We start from the raw sequence: 13,175 nt of genomic DNA, 5'->3' as shown, positions 1-13,175 counted from the left end.
GCAGTGAATTTGCATCAAGGCTGGTTTTTTCTGCAAGTGCGAAATTTAATTTTACTATGCGAAATGACTGGCGACGCTACGTCAATTGGAAAGCCGGGGGCCGCGAGCGAAGACAAGCAGCGCGGCGAGCATCAGGAACGCGGCCAGAAGGAAAGGCGCGCCGGGCAAGTAAATGAGGTTCCCGGGGGTTGTGAATACGGCAAATATCTGTGTCATAACCACCGGCCCGATAATCATCGCCACCGAGGTGATGCTGGCCAGAACACCTTGCAATTCGCCTTGGGAATCGTCGGGAGCGGTGCGCGAAATGATCCCTTGCAATGCTGGCAAGCCAACAGCCCCCAGCGAAATCACGGGGATCATGATCAGCGTCCAGATCCCCGAAGTAATGACCGTGAGCACGACTAAAGTGGCTAACTCTATCAGCAGCCCCAGGATCACCGTGCGATTGTTACCCAACAACCGGATTGTCGGTGCGACAAGCGCGCCCTGGACAACGGCCAATCCGGCGCCATAGGCCATCAGTGAAACCCCAATCATGCCGGGCGACCATCCGAACCGTTCGATGGTGAAATAGGCCCAGATCGCGGGATAGACCATATTGGCCAGTTGATAGAAGAAATACACGGCCGTAAGCGATTGGATCGATGGTAGTCTGACCAAATTCTGCAGGGCCGAAAACGGATTGGCACCGGTCCAACGGAAGGCGCGGCGGGTTTTGTCGGTGACCGTTTCAGGCAGGATCAACGCGCCGAAAACCGCATTGCCGAGCGCCAGCGCGGCAGCCAGATAAAAGGGGGCCCGTGTCCCGTATTCGGCCAGCAATCCGCCCAGCACCGGACCCAGCACGAAACCCGCCCCGAACGCCGCGCCGACCAGACCAAAGCGACGCGCTTTGTCTTCCGGGGCCGAGATGTCGGCCATAAAGGCCATGGCGGTGGAATGCGTGGCGGCGGTGATGCCGCCGACGATCCGGCCCGCCAACAACAACCAGATTGTCCCGGCCAGAGCCATTACCAAATAGTCGGCGGCCATGATTGCCAACGACACCAGCAACACCGGACGACGCCCGAAGCTGTCGGAAAGCCGACCCAGCAGTGGGCCAAACAGGAATTGCATCACCGCAAATGACGTTGACAGGATGCCGCCCCAGATTGCCGCCTGGGATAGGTCGCCGCCCCCGACTTCACGGATCAGGTCGGGCATGACCGGCATTATTAACCCGATGCCAATAGCATCAATCGCGATGGTGGTGAGGATGAAAAGAACGGGGAGTCTACTCGACATGAACGCGCCTGCTGGAAACCGGGCCGGTGGCCACAGACGAAGATAGGTGGCTGCGGTTGAGCTGAAAAGGGAAAAGAACAGGAATGGATATTGCCAAATGGAAACGGAGGCCGAAGGTTGAAAAACTATGTAATTTCTTGTGCTTGGGTGATTAGTCGGTGGCGGTCGTCTATCTGTGGGGTTCGGTCCAGTCTGACGGAGGGGTGTCCCTGCGATACAGGCGGATCGCCAATCCAACCGCGACCCCGACACTGATCGCGACCGTCAGGTCGGCAATGACCGTCAGAACAAGGGTCAGGACCAAAAGCAGCTGATCTGAACGGCGGTCTTTCAGATAGCCTTTCCAACGGTGAAATTCGCACATGTTCCAAGCCGTCAATATCAGCAGACCGGCAAGCGCAGGCATCGCCATGAAACCCGCCAAGGGGGCAGCAACCAGCATCACCAGCAATATTGCAAGCGCATGAACGATCCCTGCGACGGGTGTTTTGCCGCCTGCCCTGACATTCGTCGCGGTGCGTGCGATCGCTCCGGTGGCTGGCAGCCCCCCGAAAAAAGCCGAGCCCAGATTGGCGGCCCCTTGCGCGATCAGTTCGGCATTTGGTCGATGGCGCCCCGCGATCATCCGGTCCGCTACCATCGCCGACAACAACGACTCGACCCCGGCAAGAAAGGCTATCACCAGGGCGGAGGGAAGCAATTCAACAATCCGCGCCCCGCTGACGAAGGGAACAGTGGGCATCGGCAAAGTTCGTGGCAGGTCTCCGAAGCGCGAATGGATCGTGTCGACCGGTAAACCCATCGCCGCAACGATTGCGGATGCTGCCGCGATTGCCACAATAAGCCCAGGAAAACGCGGGAAAATTCGCCGCAGGACAACAATCAGGATCATGGCGGTCACGCCGATGGCAAGCGCGGCTGGCGAAAGCGTCACACGCGCGCCCCAAAGGGTTTCCAGCTTGGCGAAAAATTCCGCCGGAACCTGTTCTGGGGTCAATCCAAAAAGGTCCTTGAGCTGGCTGGTGGCGATGATGATCGCGATCCCGATGGTGAAGCCGTTGATGACAGGTTCGGGGATCAATTGTATCAACCTGCCGGCATGCAGCCCCCCTGCGATCAGCAGGATCAGGCCCGCCATGAAGGTGGCGAGGACAAGTCCATCATAGCCATGTTCGGCAATCACGCCGAAGACAACAACGATGAAGGCGCCGGTGGGGCCGCCGATCTGAACGCGGCTGCCGCCGAGGGCGGAGATTATGAAGCCACCAATAATTGCCGTTATCAGCCCCTTGGCCGGATCCGCACCCGAGGCAATCGCGATGGCGAGGCTGAGCGGCAGGGCGACCATCGCAACGGTCACGCCAGCCAATGCGTCCGCCAAGAACAACTGTCGGCTATAGGATTGCAGCGTCGTGAGTATCTTGGGTTTCATCGTTGACCGTCTTTCGCGTGAATGCCTAAGGCATTCGTTTTGCGTTGTTATTTGGAATCTAACAGGATGCGGGCGGACAGCGTAATGCGCGGTCCGGAGGCGTTCTGAAATGAATGGCTTGGATCCTGACCTGCCACCAAAGCGCAGGCAGAACAAGAGCATCAGGCAATGTTTGCGCTGACAACGGGCATTTGCGACGACTTCGATTAGGTTTTGGCGATCTGATCGAGCCGTTTCGCCAATCCGGCAGGATCGGCAAAGAACGGCGAATGGCTACAGTCCATGGTCGAAACATTTGCCTCCGGCCAGTCCTTCGTCATCTCGCTCTGGTATTCTGGAGGGATCGTCCGATCATCGCGGCACTTGATGTAATACCTTGGAATGCTTTCATAATTTTTCCCTGTCTTCACTGGAGCAGAGGTCGGTTGCGTTGCCTGAATGCAGAGTTTCGGCGTGGCATATTCGAGCGTGGCTTCGGGGCAATCATGATAGAACAAATCACGGATCATGGCGGGATCGGCGGTCCAGCCTTTACGATCTTCGGTCATGCGGATCGCGGGCAGCAGTGGTTGCGACGGGGCGCGCATGCGCATTTCGGCAAGTGACAGGCCGGGGTGCGGGACATAGGCGCAGAGATAGATCAGGCGTTGAAAATTCAGCGGCTTGCGTTCGGCGGCAAGGGTGATTGGGTAACCGGCCATGGAATGGCCGACGACGATCATCGGACGGTCCAGCGCATCGAGGATGGCATCGGCATAGAGGTCTAGAGTAACATCTTGATAAGGCGTGGAATCTTCGCCATGTCCGGGCAGGTCGATGGCGTGGGCCCGATGGCCCAGATCGGCCAGTTCGGGGATCACGTCGCGCCAGCACCAAGCGCCGTGCGCCGCCCCGTGGACCAGTAGAAAATCCGCCATTTTATCGCCTTTCGTCAGGCCCGGTCCGCCGGATGCCGGGCAGGGCAGGAGTGCAGAAGTTTAAGGACATTTGTGCAATATGTACGGTGAATTGATACAAATCCCGTTGCCGGGGTGCAAGCGGGGGAAAGTCGTGCCGGAGGCTCTGTCGGGCAAGTCGGCCTATCGCGCTTGCAGGGTGTTTTGCTGCTGGCCGGTGGTCACTGCATGAAAGTAGAAGTCAAGCATTGCGTCGAGAGAGGTTGGATTGCGCTGCAGACGGCTGCGCAGCGCGGCCCCTTCCCAGCAATCGACAAGCAGGTCGGCCATTTCCTGAACATTGCTGTCTTCGGGGATGTCATGGCGCTTTCGCGCTTCTTCGAGGCATCCGGCCACACGGTCGGCAATCGCGGCAAAGCATTCTGCGATCTTGTCCCGAAACACTTCGCTGACCCCGGACAGTTCCTGACCAAGTCCGCCGAGCAGGCAGCCCATGTAGCCTTCTTCGCGGTAGGAGGCCTGTGTCTTTTCAAAGAAATCCCGGACCCGCAGCAGCGGGGGGCGGTTGGGGTCGGTGAGGCTGACATCGAGACCGGCGTGAACCTGCGTCATGTAGCTGTCGACGACTTGCAGGGCGAAGTCTTCTTTGTCTTTGAAGTGATGGTAGAAAGATCCTTTTGGAATCCGCGTCTCTGTCAGCAGAGCCTGAATTCCCAGATCGTTATAGCCATGCTTGAGAAGCATCCGAAGCCCAGCCTCGATCAACCTTTGTTTGGTTGAATGGATTGGCGCAACTTCTGTTGCGCCCTGTATTGCTTTGTCGTTCATAGAGCACTTCTGTGGTTGGGCAGTCACTGGGCCGGATGCCAGAGGCGGTCTAGCCCTTGGTCATTTCAATCATATGATTGATCACATTGCTATGCTCGTGTTGTGGGCTGAACATGACGATTTCAGCATCTGCGTCGACCTTCACGTTATGGCCGGGAGGCCAGTAGAAAAGATCATTGGCACTGACCGTTTCCTGAATCCCCGCTGCATCGGTCGTTGTCAGCTGCCCCTGCAACACATAGCCCCAATGCGGCGATTGGCAGAGATTGCCTTCCAACCCCTGAAACAGCGGCGTGGTATCGACGCCCGCAGACAGGGTGAAGTATTCGCCGCTGATTTTTCCAAGCCCGGTCGCGTCCCCGAAATTCTTGTGCTGGCGGATAACTGCGCCAGGAATTTGCATCTTGATATCAACTTGTTCTTTGGCAATGCGCATAACTGTATCTCCTTGCTTGATAATTAGACCGAACGGTCTAATTCAAGGTACGCTCTATGCTGAATTTGTCAATAACACTGTGTTCCGGCCCGCAGAGTGCAGGGCCGGGCTGCCGGTTTGATCCGGTTCCGGGGCATTGGTTCTGAATTCAGTGACAGTGCGCTTGCGGGACGCTCTCAGCGCCCTTTACGCATGATGTAGAACATGTCGCGGCTATCGGTGGTGCCGAGGAATTTCGGCACCACACCGGCGCCGCCGCGTTTGTCAGAGGTGGCCATCTGGGGCACCAGATGTTCGATATAGGTGGTGCCGCCGCTGTTGACGTAAAGCGCCAGATAGGTGAGGACCGGCGCGTTCATGTCCAGCAGCATGGCGTATTTGCAGCCATAGGCCTGAAAGGTCCGGGTCATCGCCGACGGTGTTGCGGACGGGAAATATGCATAGGCGAGATAGCTTTTGCTGCCGCTGCCCAACATGCAGGCCCCCGCGCGCAGGGTGCGCAGTTTGGCCTCGGCCGATCCTGACCAGTTGCCGGGGCCCCATTGGGTCACGTAGCGGCCGGGAACGCCGCCTTCGATCAGGGGCACGCCGTTTTGCCGTGCGAACCGGATCTTGGACAATTGGCCATTGTCCGATTTGGTCCAGGTCTTCATCTGGATCTGGCCATTGGTTGTCACATAGAGGGTCGACAGGCCCGGCTGCAGTTTGCTGAAGATCACGCCCTGTTCGATGAAGCCATAATGCGATCCGCCATTGACCGCGGCGTAGGGGCCGTATTTGAACGCCCCTTGTCGCCGCTTGAACCCACCGGCGAAGGTGGCCACGGTACGGCCCGCAAGGTTGGGGCTGACCATGCCCAGCGGAGCCAGCGGGGCAGGAGAGCCGACCCCGTCCGGCCCCGGCAGGCCGGGCGCGCGCACCGATGCAGGTGGGCGCGGTGACCATTTCAGGTTCGGATCGTTGGTTCCGACCGCGAAGCCAAGATCGTAGCGCGACAGATCGAACGCCACCATGTAGACGGTTTGCCCCAATTCCACCCCGTCCAGCGCGTTGACGGTGCCCGGGCCCTGCAGGATGGATTTGCTGATCGCCCTGGGCTGGATCGCGCTGGCAAAGACACCGGTCAGACCGGCGACCGGATGCCAGGCCCCCATCGTCATCTGACCCGGCTTGGTGCCCGACAGGCCAAGCCCGGTCTGGGCGGTGATCGCCGGGCGATTGCCGGAGGCGGCGATCGACGCGGCGGGTGGTCCGCCAGCAGAGGCCGCGCCACCGGAGGGCGCGCCGCGCGCCACGCTCAGGGTCGATCCGGCCACCGGGTTGCGCAGGTAGAGCCGCCCGCCGCAGATCGGCGCGAAGGGGCGGCGGGACGCCGCCGCAGTGGCGAGTTCCGACGGATTGGCCCAGGGCGCGCAGGTCACGGTGCCGCCGCCGCCGCTCAGTTTGAGCGCCGGGCCGGAGGCGAGCGCGATTTTCTGGCCCCTCGGGTTGGGATTTTCGATGTGATAGTATTTCTGCGCCGCGCCGGTTTTGCCGATTTGCAGGACAAACCACGAATTGACCGCGGGGTTGAGCGAAATCAGCCGCACCTTTGCGTCCGATCCGGGCAGGTTGGCGGATGTTTCGCTGCGGAAGGGCTGCAATTCGATAATGGATTTCGCCCTGACGGCATCGTATTGCGCGCGCTGATCGGCCGGGGCGGCGGTCCCCAACAGGCAGGTGGCGAGGATCAGGACGGATCGGGCAAGGCCGAGGGGGCGGTTGCAGAGTCGGGGGCTCTCGGAATCTGAAATCGGCAAGGTTTGGCGCTCCTTATGCAATATCTAAACGCTGTGACCCGGGCTTGGGGTGGCCCGGCCGTGCTTTGGTAATTTCCGCACCGCGTTTTCGGATCAGCGCCTGTTCACCCGGTTGGAGTGAAGTCCGCAAGGCGGGCTTCGTTATCTTGCCGATGCAAGCGCGTTCATCAGTGCCGAGCGTTGCAGGACAGGGGTGAACGACGGGGCAGATCCCACGAGTTTTCCTGATGCTACAGGCTGCGTTGCGGGTTCTCCAAGCCCTTTTTGACCTTTGGTTCCTGCCGGGGCGTCCGTCCGCGATGTTCCGCCAATCGGGGGCCGGTGGTTCAGGCCCTTGCCGCGTGGGTCTCTGCGGGGGGATGAATGGAGAGGCCGGCATCCCGGCTTGGAGGGGTGCCGAATTTTCTGCTGTAGTCGCGGCTGAAATGGGTCGGGCTTTCGTAACCGACCGCATAGGCGGTTTCGGAAACCGAGTTGTTGCCGTCCGCCAGTAAGGTTTTCGCTTCGATCAGGCGAAGATCTTTTTGGTACTGGAGCGGCGTTGTGCCCGTGACCGATTTGAAATGCTGATGAAACGAAGACGCGCACATGCCTGCGGTTTTCGCCAGATCCGGCACGTTGAGCGGCGACCGGAATTCCGATCTGACCTTTTGGATCGCCTTGGCGATCCGGCTGGCGTGGCTGTCTGCGGCCAGAAGATTGCGCAGCATCCCGCCAATCGGCGATCGCAGCAGCCGGTAGTGAATTTCACGCAGGACAGAGGGGCCAAGGACGGCCGCGTCCAGCGGCGAGTCCATCAGTTCGAGATACCGGGTCAGCGGCGCAAGCCAGTCCGCATCTACCGGCCCGGCAGAGAGCGAACGCGCCTGATTTGCAGGCATCGGCATATCGGCGAGCTGTTCGTAGAGGCTTCGGACCAGCCCCAGATCAAGCGACAGAATCAGCGCGAGATAGGGGGTTTGAACGCTTGCGCTGGTAATCCGGGAAATCACGGGCAGGTCGTGGCTGACCAGCAGGGCATCACCGGGTCGCAGTTCAACGAATTGATCCCCTATTGATGTTACTTTGCTGCCTTGCAGGATCAGGCACATGACTGGTTGGTATAGCATCGCCTCGATATCGCTGACGGCGTCCCTGCGATACATGGACAGGCCGGGCAATTTCGTGACTTTCCCCGAATTATCAGTGCAGTACCGGGTGCTCAGATGGGTGAGGCGCGAAAGGTCCATGTATTTCTCCTTGCCTGAAATGCATATCAGAACCAGCCTGTCAGAACAGTAATAATTCATTTCTTTGCAGGAATTGGCAGGCTTTGCAGAGAATGTGGCAGGCAGGGATTGGCCGTCACGGTTATCTGTTTTCTCCACAGACATTTTCAAAACCGGAGAGTATCCAATGTCGTCAATTCAAGACCAGTTTCTCGACCTCACGGCGCATCGTGCCAGATATGACGCGATTGATCCGGCTGCGGCGCTGAAGGGGAGCGCGCTGGGCAAGGTCGTGTTCATCGCCGGCGCATCCCGCGGGATCGGTCAGGCCACGGCCGTTGCTTTTGCCGAGGCCGGGGCCAAGGCGGTTTATCTTACGGCCAGAACGCAAAGCGCGCTTGAGGAAACGCGGGATTTGGTCCGAAAGGCCAACCCGGAAACGCAATGCGCCTTTTCGGTTTGCGATGTCACCAGCGCCGCGCAGGTCGAGGCGGCGGTCGCGGATTGCGTGGCGAGGTTTGGCGGTATTGATGTGGCAGATGCGAATGCCGGATATCTTGGCCCTTGGGTCAAGATCGGGGAATCCGATCCCGAGGGGTGGTGGCGCAACTGGGAGGTCAATGTGCGGGGGGCCTATCACGTGATCCGTTTCACCATTCCCCATCTCATCGAGAGCGCGAAAAGGCGCGCCGCGGAGGGAAAAAGCGGCGGTCATCTGATCCTGCTGTCTTCTATCGGGGCTCAATACCTGATGCCGGGGGCGTCCGATTACCAGACCTCGAAACACGCCATCAACCGGCTGTGCGAATTTGTTCAGAGCGATCACGGCGAAGACGGGATCAATTGTTTCGCCATCCATCCCGGCGGCGTGGCGACCGATCTTGGCCGGACTATGCCGGAAAACATGCATGAGTATCTTATCGACGACCCGGATCTGGCCGCCAGTTTTGCCGTCTGGCTGTGTTCTGGTCAGGCGGATTGGGCCAAGGGCCGGTATCTGAGCGCGACCTGGGATGTCGGGGAGCTTTGCGCGATGAAAGACACCATCCTGCGGGACGATCTGTTGGTGAACCGTCTGCGCGCCAAGCTGTGACAGCCGCAGCAATCCGCGCGTGCCGCCAATACTGGCGGGGCGCGCGGTTCCGGGGCGGGCACCGGCGAGGGCCGGGGGCGGGACGGGCTGATGGGGGCAGCGTGTGGAATTTGGCGTGGACGGCGGTCTGCTTTGTGTGACAGTTTTGGCCAGATCTTGTGACAGAAACAGTGCAGTGTTTGACTGCGCGCATTTTGGATTTGGCCGACGCTATGACGATAACTGACAATACGATTCCTGCAAACGATCCCGCCTGGACACCCACGGATGCCTTTGTGGATGCCAGCAATATGACGGCTTTCATGCGATGGATCGAACAGCGCGAAGGTCTGCAATTGGTGGATTACAATGCGCTTTGGGAATGGTCGGTCGCGCAGCCCGATGCGTTCTGGGAGGCCATTTTCGTCTGGGCCGAGGTGCAGTCACCGACCCCGCACAGCAGCGCGCTGGAACGGGGCGGCATGCCGGGGGCTGTCTGGTTTCCCGGCGCGACGGTGAATTACGCCGCCCATGTGTTCAGCCATGTCCGCCCCGACCGCTGTGCCATTCGCCACGAGGCAGAAGACGGCACCCTGAGCGAGATCGACTGGACCGAGCTGCAACAGAAGACCGCGGCGGCCGCGGCGGCGCTGCGCAAGCTGGGCGTCAGCCAGGGGGATCGGGTGGTGGCCTACCTGCCCAATACGCCCGATACGATCATCGCCTTTCTGGCAACGGTCAGTATCGGGGCGGTCTGGTCGCTTTGCGCGCCGGACATGGGGGCCGCGACCGTGTTGGAACGGTTCCGTCAGATCGAGCCGAAGGCGATCCTGACCGTGTCGGGCTATACATTTTCCGGTCGCGCCTATGATCGCAGCGCCGAGGTGTCGCAATTGCTGGCCGGGTTGCCGACGCTGGCGGCGTGGATTTCGATGGATGCCGCAGACGGGGTCGAGCCCGGCGCGCTGACCCGGACGGACTGGACCGAGGCGACGGCGGCGCGGGATGTCGCGTTCGAACCGACGATGGTTCCGTTCGATCATCCGCTCTGGGTGGTCTATTCGTCGGGCACCACCGGCAGCCCCAAGGCGATTGTCCACGGTCACGGCGGCGTCATGCTGGAACATCTCAAGCTGCTGGGGCTGCATTGCGATGTGGACGCGCAGGATGTGTTCAGCTGGTACACCTCGACCGGCTGGATCATGTGGAACTGTCAGGTCGGCGGGTTGCTGACCGGGGCCACCATCGCGCTGGCCGAGGGCAGCCCCGGGTTCCCCGATGCGGGGCGGCTGTGGCGGTTCATCGAAAAGGCGGGCGTGACCGTGTTCGGGGCCGGGGCCGCGTGGTACACGCTGTGCATGAAGGCCGGGATCGTGCCGAAGGACGAGGCCGATCTGAGCGGGCTCAGGATGCTGGGATCGACCGGGTCGCCGCTGCCGCCCGAGGCGTATCAGTGGGTTTACGAAAATGTGCGGGCCGATATCTGGATCGCGCCGATCGCCGGGGGCACCGATCTGGCCGGGGTTTTCCTGGCCGGATCACCGACCCTGCCGGTGCATGTCGGGGAAATGCAGTGCCGGTCGCTTGGTGCCGGGGTCTATGCCTTCGACGCGGAGGGAGAGCCGGTCATCGACGAGGTGGGCGAATTGGTCTGCACCACGCCAATGCCGTCGATGCCTTTGTATTTCTGGGGCGACGAAGATGGCAGCCGCCTGCATGGCAGCTATTTCGACACTTATCCGGGGGTCTGGCGGCAGGGCGATTGGGTCAAGATCACGGCGACGGGCGGGGCGATCATTTACGGCCGGTCGGACGCCACGATCAACCGCCACGGTATCCGCATGGGGACCGCAGACATCTACCGTGTGGTCGATGAAATGGACGGTGTCGATGACAGTCTGGTGGTGGATCTGGAATATCTGGGTAAACCGTCCTGCATGATCCTGTTCCTGAAGATGGCCGGGACGGCGGAGCTGACCCCGGAACTGGAAGCGGAGATCATCGCGGCGCTGAAACAAAAGGTGTCGCCGCATCATATCCCCAACCGGATCGTGGCGGCACCGGATATTCCCTATACGCTGACCGGCAAGAAGCTGGAGGTTCCGATCAAGCGGCGCCTGCTGGGACAGACCATGGCCGAGGTCGCCACCGCGGACGCCATGTCGAACCCCGGTTGCCTGAGCTGGTACGATCAGTTCGCCGAAGGGTTCCACGCGGAAGCGGGTTGATCCGCTGCGCGGCAAGTGGGGAATGGGCATGGGCTTGGGGGCGGTTCTGTGAAGGCAGAACCGCCCTTCCTGTTCCGGGCGGTGAAGGGCTGCTGCCAGCCCCAAAGCGGACTTGAAGGTCGCCCGCGACGTGCCAACGTTGCCCCTGCAAGTAGGGCGGGGAGCGGTCTTTCGCCGCACACTTCAGCAAATTCCGAAATGCGGGGAAAAGCGGACTCTGCATCGTTCAGGGTATGGCCCGTGGCACCTATTCAGACTTCAAGCACAGAAGGTCTGGAGGCTGCCAATAGAACCTTTTCCTATCCATTAGGGACATCACGCGGAGGATCAAGTGCGAAAGATTTCAGACGTGGCACACCAGTCAACGTGTCATCGTGCGTCCTCACAAGTGTTTGTGTATCACGATTATAATCAATGTTGGCAGGTAGCATTGCCTCAGCCACAGGTGGGTGTGATACTGCAATCGTTTGGTAATTCTTTTTCACCCACCCTGCGACAACTTTCGCAAGTGCCCAACTGTCTCTTTCCAAGGTGTCCTTCCGATGGATGCTCTCGTCGTAGAAGCCCAAGACGTTCAGACAGAAACGAATATATGCCGCTCCTTCGTAATTTGGGAAGTCATCCATACGCCCGATCTCATCCCAGATCATCCGTCGAAGCTTTCGACGGACCATTTTCATGATTTCAGTATCTCTGATCTCGTGTCTTTCAATAGGTGCCCACACAGTGTTGCGTTGAACGTCCCACATCCGGAATTCCTTCGTATTGACCTGCGCCGCGTTGAAAATCGTCTCGAATAGTAGCGCGGCAATACCTGACGACAGGTCGTGTCCGTACCTAAAATCATCTCTTCTATCGAAGCCAACCCAACCCTTGCTTTCATCGAATGCTTTGACGAGGTCTTTCAAGAAGTCATTGGCCTCTTTGGCTTGCCAGGTTGGGTTGTATGGACTGAACGTGTCCTCATACTTCTTCAGATCGCCCAGTTGATCGTACGCTTGCTTTGTTGTTTCAAGAATGTGTTGGATGCCTCGAGTATCCCAATTCACCCTCTCATTGGATGTTAGCCCACGAATGTACTCGCGTGCCATGCCGAAATACACGCGCCAAGCGTCTCTGTCCCAACTGCGAGCATGCGGATAATCCAGATCAAGCGGCGCTTCCAAACCCAACTCATAGCCTTCCAGCAGATACCAATTACCAAAGATAGATCGAGTTATGGGTTTTTGATTGCCTATAAAACCTTGGCCTAGCCATTCATTCTCGACAAATAATGCCGAGCCCGGATTGCTGAGCATGGCTATTATAAAACGCCTTACCATAAGATGAATGGGGGCATCGTACCTTTCTAGTTTGACAGCTACTTCCACCATATGAGCAGGAAATGAGGGTATCTCTTTCGCGACAACGTCGCAGAACCGAGTATCGGACAGGAGCGAGTTGAGGTAGTGAGCGTGCGTTTGCAGCGCTGACAGTTTCACCGGCGTGTCATCTTCGAAATAGTGCCTTTGCCTGCGTGGCGTATGGCGGATCAATCTGGGGGCTTCGCGCATAATCTCACGCGCCAATGCAAGCATCTCTTCCTTGCTTCCATTTGCGATATGGACATATGTCTGCTGGAAGAAATGCTTGGCGGTAAACATGGAGAACCGGGGTGGCCTTATAAAGCAAATCTTCATCCAGTAGAGGATCAATATCGCAATCGTAGCGGTGATAAGAAAATTGATCGTATTTGGGTTTAGGAAACTTGGAAACCGAACACCGTAGAGAATACAGGCTTCAATGGCGAACGTAATGACGGCGGAAACGAGAAGCGTGCCAAAGAATAGAGGTCGAAAGGGAATGATTGCCGTCGCCTGCCTGATTTGAAATCTTGGACTGGTGAGAGTGAAAACGGCTACAGAGAACGCAAGAATGCCGAGAAAGCCGCCGATATCGAGCAAGGGGGCGTAGTCATCGCGTTCGACCACAATCAAGTTTTGGTCCCAC

10 protein-coding genes are annotated in these 13,175 nt (G+C 58.9%); 2 read left to right on the top strand and 8 right to left on the bottom strand.

Going from position 1 to position 13,175, the window contains the following annotated elements; genetic code table 11:
• Window positions 1-81: 81 nt before the first annotated feature.
• The 7 genes from VOI23_RS14815 to VOI23_RS14785 form a co-directional block, all read right to left on the bottom strand.
• Entirely contained in the window at window positions 82-1,287 is a 1,206-nt protein-coding gene (locus VOI23_RS14815; protein ID WP_323785692.1) for a TCR/Tet family MFS transporter, read from the bottom strand.
• Window positions 1,288-1,456: 169 nt separating this feature from the next.
• Window positions 1,457-2,719: a SulP family inorganic anion transporter gene (locus VOI23_RS14810; protein ID WP_323785691.1), complete on the bottom strand. Its 1,263-nt coding sequence runs from the start codon at window positions 2,717-2,719 to the stop codon at window positions 1,457-1,459.
• A 206-nt stretch (window positions 2,720-2,925) separates the two neighbouring features.
• Window positions 2,926-3,636: an alpha/beta fold hydrolase gene (locus tag VOI23_RS14805; RefSeq protein WP_323785690.1), complete on the bottom strand. Its 711-nt coding sequence runs from the start codon at window positions 3,634-3,636 to the stop codon at window positions 2,926-2,928.
• Window positions 3,637-3,798: 162 nt separating this feature from the next.
• Window positions 3,799-4,443, bottom strand: coding sequence for a TetR/AcrR family transcriptional regulator (locus VOI23_RS14800; RefSeq protein WP_323785689.1), 645 nt, complete (start codon window positions 4,441-4,443; stop codon window positions 3,799-3,801).
• 49 nt (window positions 4,444-4,492) lie between these two features.
• Window positions 4,493-4,879 carry a hypothetical protein gene (locus VOI23_RS14795; RefSeq protein ID WP_323785688.1) on the bottom strand — a complete coding sequence of 129 codons (387 nt, stop codon included), beginning with the start codon at window positions 4,877-4,879 and terminating at the stop codon, window positions 4,493-4,495.
• 176 nt (window positions 4,880-5,055) lie between these two features.
• Window positions 5,056-6,678: a hypothetical protein gene (locus VOI23_RS14790; protein ID WP_323785687.1), complete on the bottom strand. Its 1,623-nt coding sequence runs from the start codon at window positions 6,676-6,678 to the stop codon at window positions 5,056-5,058.
• 326 nt (window positions 6,679-7,004) lie between these two features.
• On the bottom strand, window positions 7,005-7,907 hold the full coding sequence (locus VOI23_RS14785) for an AraC family transcriptional regulator (RefSeq protein ID WP_323785686.1): 903 nt from the start codon (window positions 7,905-7,907) through the stop codon (window positions 7,005-7,007).
• A 166-nt stretch (window positions 7,908-8,073) separates the two neighbouring features.
• Here VOI23_RS14785 and VOI23_RS14780 point away from each other — a divergent pair, with 166 nt between their 5' ends.
• On the top strand, window positions 8,074-8,979 hold the full coding sequence (locus tag VOI23_RS14780) for an SDR family oxidoreductase (RefSeq protein ID WP_323785685.1): 906 nt from the start codon (window positions 8,074-8,076) through the stop codon (window positions 8,977-8,979).
• 212 nt (window positions 8,980-9,191) lie between these two features.
• Complete coding sequence (locus VOI23_RS14775; protein WP_323785684.1) at window positions 9,192-11,186, top strand: acetoacetate--CoA ligase; 1,995 nt, start codon at window positions 9,192-9,194, stop codon at window positions 11,184-11,186.
• 299 nt (window positions 11,187-11,485) lie between these two features.
• On the opposite strand, the gene VOI23_RS14770 is transcribed toward VOI23_RS14775, so the two are convergent.
• Complete coding sequence (locus VOI23_RS14770) at window positions 11,486-13,162, bottom strand: hypothetical protein (protein ID WP_323785683.1); 1,677 nt, start codon at window positions 13,160-13,162, stop codon at window positions 11,486-11,488.
• Window positions 13,163-13,175 lie beyond the last annotated feature (13 nt).

The sequence above is a fragment of the Thalassovita sp. genome, from assembly GCF_034670005.1.
Classification (GTDB): domain Bacteria; phylum Pseudomonadota; class Alphaproteobacteria; order Rhodobacterales; family Rhodobacteraceae; genus Thalassobius.
This window is presented reverse-complemented; position numbering and strand designations above follow the sequence as displayed.